The organism is Stieleria sedimenti, from assembly GCF_025060895.1.
Classification (GTDB): Bacteria; Planctomycetota; Planctomycetia; order Pirellulales; family Pirellulaceae; genus Stieleria; species Stieleria sedimenti.
Window position 1 is genome coordinate 1 of sequence record NZ_JANZKV010000204.1, and the last position, 17,927, is coordinate 17,927.

Genomic DNA, 17,927 nt, shown 5'->3' on the forward strand with positions numbered 1-17,927 from the left:
AGCGGTATTGGGCTAAAGCTGCACACCAACACTGCAGACCACTAGGTTTCCGTGATCGCGTACAGCCCGCCGCCGTCGTGGCGGAGTTTCCCTTGCCGGGCAAGTTCTTGCCAGACCGCTTTGGGAAATTGATCCGGCGGACGAATCGCGGCGATGCTGGACTTTCGGCCCGAAGACATCGGTCCGTGCCCGAGGCTGGATTCCTCATCCAGTTTCATCAGCTTCAATCGTTTGCGAAACGCCTTCATCGCCAGCCGAAGCTCTTCTTTCGAAGGGCCTTCGGGCTCGGGTGCGGTTTCCGAATCTGTCATCGTTGGTTCCTGTGGAGAGCAAATCGGTGCTGCCTATTTCGGTTTGTAACGCTCATCATACATCTGTTGGTGCGTCTTGAGTTGGTTGCTTGAAATCGAGAGCGTTCCGACATCGACGCGCCCCGACCGAGGTTCGGGAATAGGGGTCTGCCAATAGAAGTACTTCTCTTCCGTCTCGGCATCCCGGCGAACGGCGACGGCGTATTCCAATCCTGCGACGGCTTGGACTTCGAAGCTTCCATCGTCCCCGATCGGTACGGTGTCGGTCTTGAATTGACCGAAGTCTCCCGATCCGACCAGACGTGTGGTCAGACCGGCGCGAAGTCCGTTGGCCGGATTGCCGTTGAGCAAAACACGTCCGGTCACGATCCAAGGCTCTCTCAGCACAAGCGTGACCGGATCGTCGGATCCGGGTGTGATCGATACCTGTCCGGCGGTGAATGGAGGGTCCGTGGAGGTGTCTTCGTGATCAACGTTCATCGCGCTGACTGTTCCATGTTCCCATGTCGATTGATTCAGCACCAATCGACACCGCCCCGCATTGTCCGTCTTCACCGTGGCGGCGAGCGATCGATGCAAGTGATACATTTTGTTGTCGCGTTGGATCGTTTCGATGTATTCCGAGCGGACCCAGACGCCTTCCACCGGCGAACCGTTGGTATCGACCACCGTCACGGTTCTGTTTGGAATTTGTGCGATCCTAAAATCGGGGACCGTTAAACCGGGTAGAGTGCCGGAGTCAACCAATTGGGTGAACTGCTGTTGACCCGATGCATCGGCGTTGAACCGGTCGATGGTCCAAAAATCCAACCCCGGCGAGTTTCCGACGACCGATAGATAGCCTTTTTCTTTGGGGATCACCATCCGCCAATCGCCTTGCGCATTGGTTCTGCAGCGGAGCAAGGGGTCTTCGATGCGTTCCGCCTGGCGATGCCAGCAGACTTCGGCGTTGGCGATCCCGGTGCCATCGTCCTTCCGTACGACTCGCCCAGATGCCCGGATTCCTTGTTGCGTCTGCAAACGCAGGTCGCGTCGATCGATCACTGATTCGGTCAGCACCGATTTGGAGCGAGGCAGCAAACCGGACTCGAACGGAAAACGTGCGATGAATTGAACCTGTCCATTGTCGTCCGACGCCCCACGCAAGAAGTCAGCGGTCGTCCGCATTCTTCCGTCCTCGGAAATCTGAAATCTCTGCGACGGTGATTTACCCCGTGGAGTCAACGCGGAGAGCGTGTACTGTTTGACGGGGGCACCGGCTTCATCATTGATGGCGACCGAAACGAAAAGCAGTTGGCGTAGTTCGATCGTTGCGGGTGAGACGGACTCTTCAATCACAGGTGCTCCTCGTAGCCCCGTTGCATAGCCCGGCGCTGAGACCCTGTGTAGTCGCGGGAAATAACCCGTTCGTCGAAATCCCAACACAAGCGATGCATGTTCCGGCATTTGAAAGACGACCCGACCGTCGTCGCCTGTCTTTGCGACCGGATGGATTTTGTCAGAGGGAAAGCGATAGGCGTGGGGTTCGCTGATGAAGGCATCTCCTCTTCGCCGCGCAAACGGATCGGAAAACGGATCGGCATTGGAGCGGGTGCTCACCGGCACAGTGATTTCTTTCACGGCGACACGGACATCACTGATTCCACTTCCGGTCGGCGTCACGACTTGTGCTGTGATTTCTTCGCTGCCAGGTAGTCGGATATCGATCGATGCTTTCCCCGACGCGGGGGAATGGCGATCGAACGGTGACAGAGCGTAAACACCGAGTCCGAGTCGGTCGGTTTTATCGGCCACCAAAATCTCCCAACGGGCACGACCGAGTGACTTCAGGCGGATGGTCGGAAAACCCTGGACCTGGTAGCGGCCATCCTGACCGGTCGTCGTTCGGGCAACGATCGGCGGCGAGATGTACTTGCCGTCCGGGCCGCGGGAGGAAACAAATTCGCGAATCAAGACGACCGCCCCAACCACGGGACCGTTGGCATCGGTCACCCGGCCGACCAATTGAAGGTTGACGTGTTGAGATGCTTCACCCGCCGGCTCTGCGAGTTCGACGGATTGAAATCGTTGAAACAAGCCCTCGTCCCCGGCCACGCGATCCTGCGGCGGTGACGTCAACGGGACCGAGTTGTTCTCAACGACGGCGGGAGCTGTTTGGGCAACCACGGCTTCCAAGCTGATTCCCGACAATGCAATCAATAAAAACCCCAGGCCGACCGCGGCGATCGTCCAACGAGGCGGTCGGCTGTCCTTCGATGTGCGATCCAACATCCGTCCAATGCGGTACCGCAGATTCGTCCCGGACGAAATCGCCACCGCTGGTTGGGCAGCCGCAGCGATGCCCTGCGTGATCTCTAGCAGGCTACGGGCGTAGGAAGCCCCGTGTTCGCCGGATCGCAAGACCGCATCGTCGGCGGCGTCCTCTCGTGACCGCCGCAGATTCCGGCGAGCCCAATGGACCGACGGGTGAAACCAGTAGACGGCCGATGTGATTTCCGCCAGCCAATTCCAGCATGAGTCACGCCGGGCAACGTGCGCCATTTCATGCAACAGGCAGTGCCGCTGCTGATCGACAGTGAAGGATCGAAAGCTGATCGGAACCAACACCATCGGGCGCAGCACGCCGAACGTCAGCGGCAAAGAAACAGATGCTGAAACGCGACACTGCGGCGTTGCGCTGAGGCACAAACGCCTTGCGCAGGACTGGGCGAGTTGCCACTGCTCCGGACTCAAAGCGATGGCATCGGTCGCAAAACGCCTCAATCTGCCCCAACTGACAACAATCCTGACAAGCCATACCAGTAGCCCGGTGAAGTAGATCATGATCAGGATCAACCCAACCGGCGACGGCGCGGATGTGACCGGGACGGAACGTTGCTCGGGCGGTCTTGCCGAAAAAGCTTCCGACGCCGGTGAAACGCCATCCCCCACAGGTGTCGAAGGGACCAGAGACGCAGCCGAATGCGTCGGGAAGGGAACGTCCGAGATTGGACCGTTCGTCTCACGCCGCCGTCGCTCTGCCGTGACCGCACTCGCCGCGGGCTGTCGATCCGCCGCGACGGCGACGTCATTCTTTGCGAGGCTTCCAGGCGAGGCGGATGTTTGCAACACGCGAACCGGAATCCGGATCGGAAAGGACGTCAGCAATTGCGGCACCAACAGGGCGAGCGCGCCGAAGGCACAGATCCAGACACAATGACGAAAACCGGACGACCACTTGCTCGCCAGACGATCCATGAACCACGCGGCCATGACGATCATCGCCGCACGCAAGACCCAGAGGATCAAGCTCGCCAACGCCGGATACGTTTCATCAATGAGATCCCAGCGGTGTAACCACTCACTCATGTCGTTTCCCCCCGCTCGGCTTCGGAAATTAATTCACGCAATCGATTCAATTCGTCTTGATCAAATTGCGTTTTCGGATCGGACAGGTGCGAGGCGAGGGCCGCTTCCACCGATCCACCAAAGAATACATTCAAGACGTGCCGAAACGCCTGTTTCGCCGCCCGTTTCTTGAGTTGCACCGGCCGATACCGGTAGTGCCTGCCCTGGCGTTTATACTTGACAACTCCCTTTTCGCCCAAGATCCGCAGCAGCGTCCGGACCGTGGCATCGGACGGATCTCCCGTCATGGCGAGCCGTACCTCGGCCGCGGTCGCTTCCTCCTTGGCATACAAGATGTCGAGGATCTCCCGCTCGCGACGACTGAGTTGCTCCACCGCCATCGACACCACCTCGACCAAAACGCCGACAAGAAATTTTTAACACTTCAAAGTCAGTCTGACGGTCGATCGAGCCGCTGTCAACGATTTTCTTTGGCATAGCCCAAAAGTTCAAAGTTGCTGATGCCGGTGCGTGTCACAGCGGCCATTTCAACATCGGCTTGGTCAGCGTGACCGGTTCTCGCTTCAGTGGTTTCTCGGGCAACGCGATCGGCAGACGTCCGGCCTTGAGCACGGCGATGATGGTCTGGACCTCGGCTTTTTCGAAGTCGCCTGTAATCACTGCCTGCTTGCGGATCGGTTGCAGAATATTCGGCGCAGTGATCAAGAGGTCATCAAAGACAATCCCGAGTCTGGTTTGCCGTTGCCCGACCGGTAGATAGCGTTGGGTCAACGATTCCAACGCATTGCTTCCCTGCGATGTGAATTCGAGTGAGACTGCCACTTGACCGCTGGCGTCTTCGGTCATCGCGGCGAAGCTGAGCGAATCACCGCCCAGCTGAAGGTCCGGTTCGACGATCGCCAGTGCGTCCAATCCGGTGACGTTATTGTCGAACATCCATTGCCCCACTTCGACTTGCCCCTGGGAAGTTTGAAGCGACGACGTCAAGTCGACGAGCGCACCGGTTTTCGAGTTTCGCAGGATCAATCCCTTCGGTTCGACTTTCAGCTTCGGCCAACCCGTCCTGGGATCGACGGTTTGGTCGATCAACACCCATCTGCCGACCGACGCGTCCGATACATCGCGAACCTCCCGCGCAAGATTGCCGCTGTCGATCTGAGCCTTTGCCGCATCGATCGCGGCATCGTGCCGCCCCGGTTGGGCCAGCACCAGAAATCGCAGGTGCCCCTCGTGGTGCAGCATCGTCGCGATCGCATCCACCTGCGGGCTCTGGGTGGTTTCCAAATCGATCTGCAATCTCGTTCCGTCCTCCACCACTCGGATCTCTCTCGCCCCATCGAAGAAACCGTCCAACCGATGCTCGACCGCCGTGACGATTTGATCTGCTCGAACATCTGACGGTTCGATCTGATACACCAACCGGGTTCCTTCCACCGAGACGGTGGCAAAGAAGACCAGCCAGATAGCGATGGCGACCCAGACCGTGACGACAATCGCAACGGTTGTTTTCCGGCGCGAACGTGAACCTGAATTCCCGGATTCGATTTTTTCAGCGTACGACACCCATTGCTCCTCTGATTGCTGTTTTCATTTCGCAAACACCCCACCGATCAGATCGGCGCACGCCGGCGTCTGGTCAACGGCATCTGGTTTGGCACCCAAGAGGGTGTTGTTTGTTAGCGGAAGGGCGCGAGCGTGCTGTCGATTTAGTGAGCCGCGACGCGTAAGCGGCCGGTCATCCATGCGCCCGCCCGAGGCCTTACGGCCGGCGGCTCACCATTGCCTGGACAAATCCCATTAAATCGACGGCCCGCGGGGCCCTCCGGTCTCTCAAGTTGCAACCGGACGGCTCACCCGCCTACCGCAGCGCCGTCAGCAGATCTTTGACTTGTTGGTGCACATCGCTTGTCGCTCGCACGACCAAGACCTTGCGGATCGCAAAGTAATGAATCGAGCCGACTCCTCCACGCGATTCCCAAAAATCCGGTGCCACGATCCGTTCGATCAACTCCACCAGTTGCCATCCTGCACCCGCGACGACTCCGCCGCCGGCAGCTCCATTGTCAGATCGCATCTCGGGCTCTCGCGACGTCGAATCGTCCTGATCGTCGAGTGCCGCGTTGACCGCCGCATCGACTTGTTGGGAAAGCCCGGCGGGACGGGGAATCCTTTTGCGCCCGAGTTGAATTTCTTTTCGGCGTGCAATGGTCAGCAGGCGTCGTCGTACTTTCGCGGCGTCGCCCTGAAGCATTTCGCTGGTCGCGTAACGTGCATCGCTTCGCAGAACGACGTACAAATCACAAAGCGCGGCGACCGCATCGTCGTTGGCGTGGCCTGCGGTTGCGTTCGCTTCCAGACGCAATTGTGTCCGGGTTTGCTGGCGCAGGGCTGTCGTCGAAATCTCGGCCACCGCGACCTGGCTTGAACCGGCAACGCAGACTACGGCTGCCAGTACGGCGCCCTTGATGATCCCAATCACTCGTGCACCTCATCGAGAAGAAAAAAGATTTGAACGGAACGGTTCAGCAGCAAGTGTGATCAAGTGGAAGCCAATCCCACTGGTCCTCAGCGCTGCAGCCCTCGCAAGATCGCATCGACGTTCTCCTTGGCGTCACCGAACAACATGTACGTGTTGTCTTTAAAGAATAACGGATTTCCGACTCCGGCGTATCCGGTGGACATGCCGCGTTTCATCACCACACAGGTTTTGGCCGTCCAGACTTCGATCACCGGCATGCCTGCGATCGGGCTATTGGGATCATCCAGTGCGGCCGGATTGACGATGTCGTTGGCCCCGATCACCAGGATCGCATCGGTATCGGACATGTCTTCGTTGATTTCGTCCATTTCTAAGACGATGTCGTACGGCACGTTGGCTTCGGCCAGCAACACGTTCATGTGCCCGGGCAAGCGTCCGGCGACCGGGTGAATGGCAAATCGGACTTCTTTGTTGCGTTTGAGCAGCGTCTTGACGACTTCGGCAAGGGAGTGCTGTGCTTGAGCGACCGCCATGCCGTAGCCCGGAACGATCACGATGCTTTGTGCTTCGTCGAGCATTGCGACCGTCTCGTCGACGCTGAATTCCTTCGTCGTCCCCTCGACCACGGCGGCCGGCCCGCCCGCGCCGCTGCCGAACCCGCCCATGATCACGCTGAAAAAACTTCGGTTCATCGCCGCACACATGATGTACGACAGAATCGCGCCCGAGCTGCCGACCAGTGCACCGGTGACGATCAGCAAGTGGTTCTGCAGCATGAATCCGGCCGCCGCGGCAGCCCAGCCGGAATAGGAGTTGAGCATGGAAACAACCACCGGCATGTCCGCACCGCCGATCGCCATCACCAAGTGGACGCCGATCAGCGATGAGATCGTGGTCATGATCAACAGCGGTACCAGCGCATCATCAGCCTGGACACGGCAGTACCAGATTCCCAGGGCGACACAGGTGAGCATCAGGACGACATTCAAGACGTGGCGACCGGGCAGCGTCAACGCTCGACCGCCGACCAGTTCGGCCAGTTTTAAGAATGCGACGATCGATCCGGTAAAGGTCAACGCGCCGATGAAGACGCCGACGTAGATCTCGATTTTATGAATCAGCATCTCGCCGTCGGGGACCGCAATCCCGGGTTCGATGTGGCTGGAGATGCCGACGAAAACGGCGGCCAATCCCACAAAACTGTGAAGCATCGCCACCAGTTGTGGCAGATGATCCATCGAGAGACGAGCGGCCAACCGGGCACCGATCAAGATCGCCGGCACGATTGCGACCGACATCCAGAGATACCCGCCGTTCATCACACCAAAGACGGTCGCCCCGACCGCCAGCACCATGCCGATGATCCCGAGCAAATTGCCTCGCTTGGCGCTGGTTTGGTGGGACAACCCGGCCAAGGAGAAAATGAACAGGACCGCCGCCACGATGTACGCGACCGTGGCCAGGGACTGGTTCAAGGGAAGCATCTCGGAAGCAATCACGAGTGGGTGGGAAAACGGCATGTCTTTCATGTACGGGGAGCAAACGATCATCCAAACAACAGAACATCCGGCATCAAACGGGCAGCCAAATCACTTTCGAAACAGGCTGAGCATGCGGTGCGTGATCAGAAAGCCGCCGGCAATGTTGATCGTCGCGACAAAGATCGCCAACGCGCCCAGCCATGCCGCGACCGGGTTGGTCGCCCCGATTTGAACCATCCCGCCGACAATGATGATGCCGCTGATCGCGTTGGTGACGCTCATCAACGGGGCATGCAGCGAGGCGGTCACGTTCCAAATCACTTGCCACCCGATGAGGCATGCCAGCAGAAAGACGGTGAAATCGGTGATGAATCCCTGATCGCGCGTCAACGCGACTCCAACCAACAAGACTGCCGCGATCACCATCAGCACAATGTCCAAGGTCCCGATTTTCTTTTCCACCACGGCGGAAGGAGCGACGGACTCCACCACTTTCTCTTTGGGGGCTGCGGAGACGGAAACCGGCGGCGGGGGCCAGGTGACCTGTCCGTCCTTGACGACCGTCGCACCACGGATCACGTCGTCGGTCATCTCGACGTTGAACTTTTCCGCCCCGCCCATCTCGTCCAGTAAATGATAAAGATTGGTGCCGTACAGTTGGCTGGACGTGTGTGCCAGTCGGCTGGTCAGATCGCGGTAGCCGACAATGTGCACGCCTTCGTACTTGGTCACCTTGTCGGGAATCGTGGCCTCGCAATTACCGCCTTGCTCGGCGGCCAAATCGACGATCACGCTGCCCGGACGCATCGAACGGACCATTTCACGTGTGATCAATTTCGGCGCCGGTTTGCCGGGAATGAGCGCCGTGGTGATGATAATGTCCACCTCTTTGGCCTGGGCGGCAAAGAGCGCCATCTCGGCATCGATGAATTCCTTGCTCATCGTCTTGGCATAGCCCCCCGAGGTGCCGCCTTGCTCGTCGCCCTCGAATTCCAACATCAAGAATTCGGCGCCCATGCTTTTGACCTGATCGGCGACTTCGGGACGCACGTCGAAGGCGCGCACGATGGCCCCCAGTCCCCTGGCAGTCCCAATCGCGGCCAGTCCTGCAACGCCCGCGCCGATGACCAACACCTTGGCCGGCGGGACCTTTCCGGCCGCGGTGATCTGGCCGGTAAAAAAACGCCCAAACAGTCCCGCGGCTTCCACGACGGCCCGATACCCCGCAATGTTGGCCATCGAGCTCAAGGCGTCCAACTTCTGCGCCCGGCTGATGCGTGGCACCGCTTCGATCGCCAACGCCGTCGCTTTCCGATCGGCGATCTTCTGCAACAACGCTTCGTTTTGGCCCGGTGCCAAGAAACAAATCAACGTTTGCCCCGCCCGCAGCTGTTCGATCTCATGATCCTGCGGACTGCGGACCTTCAGCACGATGTCGGCGTCCGTCCAGATTTCGGTCGCTTCATCGCAAAGGGTGCAACCGGCTTCACGATAGCTCTCGTCATGAAAACTCGCAGCATCCCCCGCACCGGATTCCACCAGAACCTCGAACCCGAGCTTTCCGATCAACCGACGCGCCGTTTCCGGTGTCGCCGCCACACGACACTCCCCAGGGTAGATTTCCTTGGTAATGCCAACTTTCATTTGCCGCCTATTCCTTCGAATGCAATGGATGGGAGAGTCCCAAACCTTCTGGCGCACACAGGATACCATTTCCATCGGACTCCGTTCAGCTCGCCAATCGACGCAACGAAACCACCAGGCCGAGACAAACGCGTTTTGTCAACGGTAGCGCACGAGTCCTCCGGTATCCCGGAGGGATGACAGCGAGTAGCCGGAGGTCAGCGCAGCGCGACCTCCGGGATACACGCCCCAAAATCCCCTCGACCCCGGACGGGGTGGCGTCAGGTGGGGGACTGGATATCCGGAGGTGTCGCTACGCTCACCTCCGGCTACTGGCTTTGACTCCTTCCGGAGTCATCCCAGCCTTCGACATCAAGCGTTTTTTTTGTTAGCGGCAGGGCGCGAGTCCTCCGGTCTTTCACGGTGTTTTTGAAGCGCGACCGGACGGCTCGCGCCGTTCCGCTAATACATTTAGTTTTTTGTTAGCGGCAGGGCGCGAGCCCTCCGGTCTTTCAACGCATTTTCAAGCCGGAAGGTAGTGCTGGGCAACGGCCTCGAACGCCGCGACTTGTTCCTCACGCCACGCCGAATCGGTTCCCAATTCGTTGGACAGGATCTCCGCGACCGCGGGGGCGGCATCCAATGCAAGCCGGGCGTTGAGAAACAGTGTCCGCGTCCGGCGGGCCAGGACATCTTCAACCGTTCGTGCCATTTCGTTGCGGACCGTCCAAATCACTTGGGAACGACGCATGTCGAGCGCCGGATGAACCGGCTGGGCCAATGCCGGATCATCCTGTTCCAACCGGTCGATCGCAGATTGATCGGGACCATCCATCCGCAACGATTCGGTCACGCACGGCGTGGCGGACAGATTGCCCGTTTGAATCGCTTTGTCGACACAGTCCTCGGCCATCTTTCGCACGGTGGTCCACTTCCCTCCGGTGATCGTGATCAGCTTCGACGTTGAGAGCCGGATCACGTGATCGCGTGAAAGCGATGCCGTTCGCGAGGACTTGTCGCCTTTGACCAGCGGTCGGATGCCCGTAAAAATGCTCAGCACGTCGTGGATCGTCGGAGGCCGCGACAAGTACTCCGCCGCGGTTTCCAACAAGAACTGAATCTCTTGCGGTTGGGGCGACGGTTCGGCAACGGCGTCGGGGATCGCGGTATCGGTGGTTCCGACAAGAATGTGATCGTGCCAGGGGACAAAGAAAATCACGCGTCCGTCGGAGGTTTTGGGAACGATCATGGCGGTTTCGCCGGGATACAGTTCCTTGGGCAAAACCAGGTGAATCCCCTGGCTGGCGGCGACCATCGGCTGGCAGGCCGCATCATCGAGCAATCGAACCGCGTCGCAAAACGGGCCGGCGGCGTTGACGACCGTCTTGGCGGCGATTTCGAATCGCTGGCCCGATTCATCGTCGGTCGCGACCACGCCGCCGACCAGCCCTTGGGTATCTTTGATGAATCCGGTGCACGCCATGTGATTGGCCAAGGTGGCTCCGTGCTGCGCCGCCGTTCGAGCCATGTCGATCAATAATCTCGCGTCATCAAATTGGCCGTCATGATAAAGCACGGCGCCGCGCAAACACTCTTTCCGCAACGCAGGCGACAATTCGAGCGCCCGCCGCACGGAGATGCGTTGGGAACGGCCGAAGCGGTTGCGTGTCGCGAGCAGGTCATAGACCTTCAGCCCCACGCCATAAAACATCCATTGCCAAAGGTTGCGGCAGGGAATCAAAAACGTTTGGTCGTGAACCAGATGGGGCGCGTTTTCGAGCAACAGAGATCGTTCACGAAGTGCGTCGCGAACAAGCGTCACGTTGCCTTGCTTCAGATACCGCACGCCGCCGTGCACCAGTTTGGTGCTACGACTGGACGTCCCGCTTCCGAAATCGAATCGCTCCAGCAGCACCACGTCCAAACCACGACTGGCGGCATCGAGCGCGACGGCGACACCGGTCGCACCGCCGCCGATCACCGCGATGTCCCACGGTGTTTGACGGTCACGGATTTTGGCGAGCGATTCGGGCCGATCAAGTCGCGTCATGGTGCTGCTCCGGTTGCCACGATTTGGATCGCTCGAGCGCCTCGGCCCAACGCTCTCGTCGCAGCGCCACGTCCGCGTCCGACATTGCCGGTTCAAACACCCGATCGGTTTTCCAGATCGAAGCGATTTGGTCCAGATCCTGCCAAAAGCCGACCGCCAGTCCGGCCAGATAGGCCGCCCCCATCGATGTGGTCTCCGTCATCTGCGGACGGACCACGGGAGTCTTCATGATGTCGGCCTGGAATTGCATCAACAGGTCGTTCGCCGAGGCACCGCCGTCGACACGCAACTCCTCGATCGAGATTCCGGCGTCCTGCTGCATCGCGTCCAAGACGTCGGCGACTTGATAGGCGATCCCTTCCAGTGTCGCCCGGGCGATGTGTCCGCGATTGGTCCCACGGGTTAACCCCACAATGGTTCCGCGGGCGTAGGAATCCCAATGCGGAGCCCCCAGTCCCGCCAACGCCGGAACGACATAAACGCCGTCGCTATCGGGCACGCTGCGGGCCAGGGGTTCGATTTCAGACGACGACTGAATGATCCCCAATCCGTCGCGCAGCCACTGGACCGCGGCACCGGCAACGAACACGCTGCCTTCGAGCGCATACTCGCGTTTCGGAGACGCACTGGCGGCAACCGTCGTCAACAGTCGGTGTTTGGACACCAGCGGTTGCTCGCCGATATTCATCAGCATGAAACAACCGGTTCCGTAAGTGTTTTTGGCCATTCCATGTCGCGTGCAGTTCTGACCGAACAGCGCGGACTGCTGGTCTCCGGCGGCGCCGGCGATCTTGATCGGGCCGCCGAACCATTGCGTTTCGGTCTCGCCGTACACATGGCTGGACGGAAGCACCTCGGGCAAAATCGCAGCGGGAATTTTCAACAATTCCAACAGTTCCTCGTCCCACTGACCGGTCGCGATGTCCAACAACATCGTGCGTGAAGCGTTCGTGATATCGGTGACATGAACACGACCGCCGGTCAGTTTCCATATCAACCAGCTATCCATCGTGCCGAATGCGATCTCGCCGCGTTCCGCCCGCTCTCGGGCGCCCGGCACTTGGTCCAACAGCCAACGGATTTTGGTCGCCGAAAAGTACGCATCGATCAGAAGCCCCGTCTTGGACTGAATCAGATCAGCATAACCTTGGTCGCGGAGTGAATCGCAAAACTCCGACGTCCGCCGGTCTTGCCAGACGATCGCGTGATGAATCGGCTCGCCCGTGGATCGATCCCACAACAAAACCGTTTCGCGTTGGTTGGTGATCCCGATCGCCGCGACGTCGTTTGCCGACAGACCGCAAGACGCCATCATCTCCTGGGCGACGGCAAGTTGTGATTCCCAAATTTCGTTGGCGTCATGTTCGACCCAACCGGGCCGGGGATAGTGTTGTGAGAATTCGCGTTGGGCGACGCCCAACACCGCCCCCGATTGCTCAAACGCGATCGCTCGCGAACTTGTCGTCCCCTGGTCCAATGCAACAACAACGCCCATCGTGTCCGCCTGAAAAAGTGAAATGGATGACTGGAACGGTAGTTTAACAGTTCTTCACGCGAGGAAACTGATGACCGCTGAGGAATGAACGCGTCAACAACCTGCCTTCTCTCTTTCAGTGGCGTCTGGTCGGAGAATGATCAAAAACTTGAGTGGTCAAAAGGTGGTGGCGACCGAAGACTCATTGCGGCGCGGTTGCTCATTTTTTGACCAACCAATGTTTTGACCCCAGCCCGTCTGCGCAGGTCCCGCCGGCATGCGGACGGGAACAATTCTACGAATATACTTGTTGAGTGGGACCAGTTTGTCACAGCTAGATCTCACCACCTTCGTCTAGCGATTGCACATGAAATAGGGAGCAGGAGCAATTCAAATTCGGACAGGCAACTCAAAAACAACCCATTCTACCAAAACGGCTCCTGACCCTTTTTCCACCTGCAGCCGCTACCGGAGTGTTCCGCCGACGATCTGCGCTCGCAGCGTTCTGAGCTGGACGAGGCGTTCTTCCAGTTGCGCGATCTGTTGGTCGATCGATTCGACGTTCCGCGCTTCGACCGGCATCAGCAGATCGCCCCGGTTGGCGTCGGTCTTGCTGATCCGGTGCAGGATCGGGATCACGATCGAGATCGCGGCGACGACGATCGAGTGGGCTGCCAGAAATCGCCACAATAGCTCCGAGTTGATTTCGAAGACGATGACCGCCGCGATCAACAGGGCCAAACCAAAGATGATCTGGGTTCCGAGGAAATAAACCCAGCGGAATCGACTGGCCAGCTTGGCGATCGACAGCAGCGAAACGTGGATCGTCGCGATCCCGATCGAAATCAACACCGTCGTCATTTTCCAGTAGGCTTCCGAACCGACTTCGAACCAAATCCCAAACAGCATCAACACGGTCGTCACCGCCGTTAGCACCAACCCGGACTTGGGCAACAGGTTCAATCCCGACGGGGTGCGGGAAAGGTCACAGGCCAATCCGCAAACGCTGGCCACCGCGAAGATCACCGTGGTCAAAATCACCCGGACCTCCAGCCATCCCCAGTTGCCCCGCAGCACCAGCACGATCCCCAATAGCGCGCTCAACAGGACAGAACCGATCAACAAGTACAGAAGCGGCTTTTTGAGACTGCTGCGAGGGCTCATGGGAGAGACTCCTAGGCGATGGGTGCGTGCGTTCCCGACGCGATTGCAAATCATTGTCTACCGGTCAGGAGAGCCCGAAGCGAGCGGGGGCGTGCATCGATTCATCATGAAAATGAAGGAAAAACGAAACCCGGGAGGACTGGGGGCTTAGGTTCACCCACATCTCGCGGACTCAATCCGCCTGTGGTGCAGGTTTTACCCCGAGAGGGGTTGCAGCAAGTAGCCGGTGGTCGCCTCAGCGCACCACCGGAATCCCATTGAGACGCTGCGACCCCGTCGGGGTCGTTTGGACTGTTTATTACCGTTCCGGCGGTGTTCGCTTCGCTCGACCGCCGGCTAATTGCTGCCATCCCATCCGGGATGCAGTGATGTGGGAAAACCTAACGCGAGAGGGTGAGGGGCAACAACGACGAGTCACACTGGTATCAGGGTTAACCGCCCAACCGTGTGTTCTCCGCCCGGTGAGATGGCTACAGGGTCGATCCCACAGCCGCTGGTCGCACCGCGACGCGGATCGGGCGATGTTGGATGGAGAATTCGATCGCCGAGTTGGTCTCCGACAGATCAAACGTCCGTGCAACGAGTTCGGCGAACGGGTACTTGTGGTGGCATCGGCTGATGAAATCGATCGCGCTGCGTAAATCGACCGGCGCGTAGTTGTGGACTCCGACGATCGACATCCACTTGCGAACGATGCCGGTCGGATCCAGCTGCACCGGCCGTGATTCCATCACCGAACCGACCAAGATCACGCGTGCACCGACGTCGCCGACTCGACACGCGGTTTCGATCGCGTCGGGCGAACCGGAACATTCCAAGATGACGTCAAAGGATGACTCAAGCGACCCAATCGACTCCACCGAGATCGTGTCCGTGGCGCCAAACCGTTTGGCAAGCTCCAGCCGCTGCGGGTCGACGTCGCAAATCGTCAGCTGCTTCGCGCCGGATTCTTTGCCCAGTGCGACGGCCGTCAATCCCAGCATGCCGGCGCCGAAAATTAAAATTCTTTGATCGAAAACATCGCCGGCCATCCGATACGCCGCGGCGATCGTGGACGTGGCGCAATTGATCGGGCTGGCCACTTCGTCCGGCAACTCGGCCGGCAACCTGGCGATCGTCGTCCCGCGTCGCAGCAAAATGTACTCCGCCAGCCCGCCGCTGAGTGCCTCGCGACCGGCGGCGACCGAATGACCATATTTCACCAAATGACGACACTTTTGCGGCATCCCCGACCGGCAGCGGTCGCATTCAAAGCAACTGACGCAGACCGACCATGTGACGCGATCGCCGATTTCAAGCGGTTGCCCCTCCACGTCCGTCGGCCTGGGATCGGCGAGCTCGACGATTTCACCGACAACCTCGTGGGCCAAGATCGATGGCGTCGGTTCGATTCGCAACCCCTTCAAGGTGTGCAGGTCACTGCCGCAAATCGTGCAGAGCCGAATCCGAACCAGTGCTTCACCGGCCAACAGACTTGGTCGCGGAAACGCCTCCATTGAAAGCGGTTGACCGGCACGGTGAAAGACCGCCGCTCGGCACGTTTGTGGTTGCCCCGGGGATGGCGAGGTCAGACGACGATCAGACATTGCCGCGCCCCGCTTCTACGGTTTCCACCGGCTCCGAATTCGACGCCATCAGATCCCGCCCGACCTCGGCAGCCGCATCGTCGACTTCAATGACCGTACGGAAATAACGAAGTGATAAAAACAAGGCGGCGATCGAGATAAAGCTTGCGACCAGCAGAAGCATCCGAAACGATGGCATGACAGAATCGGGAGACGGGAGCGTCATTCGGATCGACAACACCAATGCGTAGCCCAGATATCCGACGGCGTCGGCGACGTACATCAAAAACACGACATTGGCAGGGTGACGCGAGGCCGCAACCAGTCGTTCAAAGACGGTGGTGTGAAACGCGACGTAAGGGACGTACATGCCCACGCCGCACGCAACCATGAACACGAATGGCGAGATCAGGCCACCGGACTGCATCAGCGCCGACGCACCGACGACTGAAAACGCACCGCACATCACGATCGTGACGATCCGCACCGCCGCCATGTTGTGGCGGATCCAAACGGCAAACGCGTTGAATACCGTGACCACCATGGCGACCACCATTTCCGATCGAGCAAAAATCGAAGGCGTATCGCCGACCCCCAGGTCGCGCCAGATTTCTACCGCGAAATCGTCTCGTACGGTTCGAATGACGGTCAACGCCACGTAGACAAAAATCAACAGCGACAACCCCGGCCAGTACTCCAACCAAAAGCGACGACGATCCTGACGGGTCATCGCGTTTCTGTCGTTGCGGTGTTGGCGATCCGTTGGATCGGGAGGCGGTGTGGACTGGAGCAACCAGACCGAGACCAACAGGGGCAGCAAGAAAATCAATCCGACCAGCATCGGCATCTGAAACTCGCTGACGCCCCAGTCCTGGATGATCCAGCGTCCGACGGACTTCACCACCCCGGACGCGATGATAAAACTCGCACACAGCGCCGCCGACAACGCCTCGGTCTGTTGCCTGCCTTCCAAATAGGACAGCACCAGCCCGAACACCATCCCCAACGGAAAACCGTTCAAGAACAACAAGGGGGCCTTGAGGACGATCGGCGCGTAGGCAAATCCGACCAACGCCAGTTCCGCCGTCAAGATCAACCCCACAATGGCGACGGCACGTCGATGACGCCGCATTTCCGAGACGACTTTAATGCCGACAAACTTGGAAATCATGTAGCCGGCCAGTTGCGAAATGACCAGCACCGATTTCAGCCCCATTCCCAGCAGTTCCTGCCCCTCGTACGTTCCCGCGGTGAACGGCTTGCGAAACGCGTACATACAGAAGTACGTGCTGAACGCCGCAACGGCAGCCAGCAACAGTCGCGAGCGGGGATTGCTGCCGCCGGAAGAAGCGTCTGCCGAGGCGATGTCAGAATCGGTGGAGGGCACGGCAGGGAACTCGGTGGACCGGATTGATCACGTCGATGTCGCGACAACCGCTCGGCAAATAAAAGGGCGACACGACCGGACCGCAGGATACCGGATTCGGATCAATGGTTACCAATCAAGCGTCCCTGGAAGGAATTCATTGATCAATTCTTCATAGAACGGTCGTAAGGCGTCAACGTTCGGCCGGCTATCGCTTTTGGTATACAGGTCATACGGATTGAAAGCCCGCACCCACTTGAACATCCGATGGTCGTGATCATTCATCAGATGGTCATACGCCGATTCTCGATGACCGGGATAAAACGAATGGTAACGGATGATCGCCAGGGCTTCCGGGGGCAGCCGATCCTTGACGACATGGTACAAGTACTCGTCGTGCCCCCAGGAAAGGAACACGTTGTCGAGTCCGATATTTTGCGAATAGACGCCGTACTCGGTGTTGTATCGCTCATCGTTCGAATCGGGATTCTCGGCAAAAAATTCCGGAAACACGATCCGCTGGGAAAACCGGCAACCGACGGGAAACGTGTCTCCGACCACCGCCCATTGGGGCTCACCAAAGAGGCACAAAACCTTACCGAGATCGTGGATCAGTCCCGTCAGGATAAACCAGCGCGGATGACCGTCGGCGCGAATGGATTCAGCGGTCTGCAACAGATGTTCGATCTGAGAAAGGTCCGTGTCGGGATCACTCTCGTCGACCAATTGGTTCAGATACTCCATCGCCTCCCAAACCGACATCTTGCGATGTCGCAGCGGAAGAAACTGCTTTCGTTTCTGTTGCACAAACTCGTAGGTCTGATTCCGGTGATTCAGCTGATAGAATTCACGGACGCCGGGCTTCGTGTCTTCGCCGTAATTTCGAAACGCTTCGGCCGGCTTGTTCGGTTCGGGATAACGACGCACCAAGTCCGCCTCCCAGTCATCGAGGTCCTCGAGCGGTTTGGCGGGATCGGTAGAACGATTGGCGGGGTTGGTGGGCAGGGACATCTTCGATTGCGGGCGAGAGGATCGGCTTCACGGCGGAAAAGGGGTCAGGTACCAA

The 17,927-nt window shown here is 58.9% G+C and carries 13 protein-coding genes; all 13 read right to left on the reverse strand.

What is annotated here, in order from left to right; translation table 11 throughout:
* Positions 1-41 precede the first annotated feature (41 nt).
* Positions 42-311, reverse strand: a complete 270-nt coding sequence (locus NZK35_RS24890; RefSeq protein ID WP_259635234.1) for a hypothetical protein — start codon at positions 309-311, stop codon at positions 42-44.
* Between the two features lie 33 nt (positions 312-344).
* A complete protein-coding gene (locus tag NZK35_RS24895; protein WP_259635235.1) occupies positions 345-3,659 on the reverse strand; it encodes a M56 family metallopeptidase in 3,315 nt (1,104 codons plus the stop codon).
* A complete protein-coding gene (locus NZK35_RS24900) occupies positions 3,656-4,039 on the reverse strand; it encodes a BlaI/MecI/CopY family transcriptional regulator (protein WP_259635236.1) in 384 nt (127 codons plus the stop codon). The genes NZK35_RS24895 and NZK35_RS24900 overlap by 4 nt, the downstream gene beginning before the upstream one ends.
* A 133-nt stretch (positions 4,040-4,172) precedes the next feature.
* Entirely contained in the window at positions 4,173-5,222 is a 1,050-nt protein-coding gene (locus NZK35_RS24905) for a SecDF P1 head subdomain-containing protein (protein WP_259635237.1), read from the reverse strand.
* Between the two features lie 295 nt (positions 5,223-5,517).
* On the reverse strand, positions 5,518-6,138 hold the full coding sequence (locus tag NZK35_RS24910; protein ID WP_259635238.1) for a hypothetical protein: 621 nt from the start codon (positions 6,136-6,138) through the stop codon (positions 5,518-5,520).
* Positions 6,139-6,224: 86 nt separating this feature from the next.
* On the reverse strand, positions 6,225-7,658 hold the full coding sequence (locus tag NZK35_RS24915) for an NAD(P)(+) transhydrogenase (Re/Si-specific) subunit beta (protein ID WP_259635239.1): 1,434 nt from the start codon (positions 7,656-7,658) through the stop codon (positions 6,225-6,227).
* A 69-nt stretch (positions 7,659-7,727) separates the two neighbouring features.
* Complete coding sequence (locus tag NZK35_RS24920) at positions 7,728-9,263, reverse strand: Re/Si-specific NAD(P)(+) transhydrogenase subunit alpha (protein WP_259635240.1); 1,536 nt, start codon at positions 9,261-9,263, stop codon at positions 7,728-7,730.
* Positions 9,264-9,765: 502 nt separating this feature from the next.
* Entirely contained in the window at positions 9,766-11,292 is a 1,527-nt protein-coding gene (locus tag NZK35_RS24925; protein ID WP_259635241.1) for a glycerol-3-phosphate dehydrogenase/oxidase, read from the reverse strand.
* Complete coding sequence (gene glpK, locus NZK35_RS24930) at positions 11,279-12,787, reverse strand: glycerol kinase GlpK (RefSeq protein ID WP_259635242.1); 1,509 nt, start codon at positions 12,785-12,787, stop codon at positions 11,279-11,281. The genes NZK35_RS24925 and glpK overlap by 14 nt, the downstream gene beginning before the upstream one ends.
* Before the next feature lie 444 nt (positions 12,788-13,231).
* Positions 13,232-13,930, reverse strand: a complete 699-nt coding sequence (locus NZK35_RS24935; RefSeq protein WP_259635243.1) for a hypothetical protein — start codon at positions 13,928-13,930, stop codon at positions 13,232-13,234.
* Positions 13,931-14,400: 470 nt separating this feature from the next.
* The gene (locus NZK35_RS24940) at positions 14,401-15,516 is read right to left on the reverse strand and encodes a zinc-binding dehydrogenase (protein ID WP_259635244.1); all 1,116 of its coding nucleotides are present in this window, start codon (positions 15,514-15,516) and stop codon (positions 14,401-14,403) included.
* Positions 15,509-16,882, reverse strand: a complete 1,374-nt coding sequence (locus NZK35_RS24945; protein ID WP_259635245.1) for a DUF5690 family protein — start codon at positions 16,880-16,882, stop codon at positions 15,509-15,511. The genes NZK35_RS24940 and NZK35_RS24945 overlap by 8 nt, the downstream gene beginning before the upstream one ends.
* Positions 16,883-16,990: 108 nt before the next feature.
* A complete protein-coding gene (locus tag NZK35_RS24950) occupies positions 16,991-17,872 on the reverse strand; it encodes an inositol oxygenase (RefSeq protein WP_259635246.1) in 882 nt (293 codons plus the stop codon).
* Between the last annotated feature and the right edge of the window lie 55 nt (positions 17,873-17,927).

What these genes read in the sequence shown, in the direction of transcription:
- NZK35_RS24890 (WP_259635234.1), bottom strand. Translation starts at nt 311, where the DNA reads ATGACAGATTCGGAAACCGCACCCGAGCCCGAAGGCCCTTCGAAAGAA.
- NZK35_RS24900 (WP_259635236.1), bottom strand. Translation starts at nt 4,039, where the DNA reads ATGGCGGTGGAGCAACTCAGTCGTCGCGAGCGGGAGATCCTCGACATC.
- NZK35_RS24920 (WP_259635240.1), bottom strand. Translation starts at nt 9,263, where the DNA reads ATGAAAGTTGGCATTACCAAGGAAATCTACCCTGGGGAGTGTCGTGTG.
- NZK35_RS24940 (WP_259635244.1), bottom strand. Translation starts at nt 15,516, where the DNA reads ATGTCTGATCGTCGTCTGACCTCGCCATCCCCGGGGCAACCACAAACG.
- NZK35_RS24915 (WP_259635239.1), bottom strand. Translation starts at nt 7,658, where the DNA reads ATGCCGTTTTCCCACCCACTCGTGATTGCTTCCGAGATGCTTCCCTTG.
- NZK35_RS24895 (WP_259635235.1), bottom strand. Translation starts at nt 3,659, where the DNA reads ATGAGTGAGTGGTTACACCGCTGGGATCTCATTGATGAAACGTATCCG.
- NZK35_RS24935 (WP_259635243.1), bottom strand. Translation starts at nt 13,930, where the DNA reads ATGAGCCCTCGCAGCAGTCTCAAAAAGCCGCTTCTGTACTTGTTGATC.
- NZK35_RS24925 (WP_259635241.1), bottom strand. Translation starts at nt 11,292, where the DNA reads ATGACGCGACTTGATCGGCCCGAATCGCTCGCCAAAATCCGTGACCGT.
- NZK35_RS24950 (WP_259635246.1), bottom strand. Translation starts at nt 17,872, where the DNA reads ATGTCCCTGCCCACCAACCCCGCCAATCGTTCTACCGATCCCGCCAAA.
- glpK (WP_259635242.1), bottom strand. Translation starts at nt 12,787, where the DNA reads ATGGGCGTTGTTGTTGCATTGGACCAGGGGACGACAAGTTCGCGAGCG.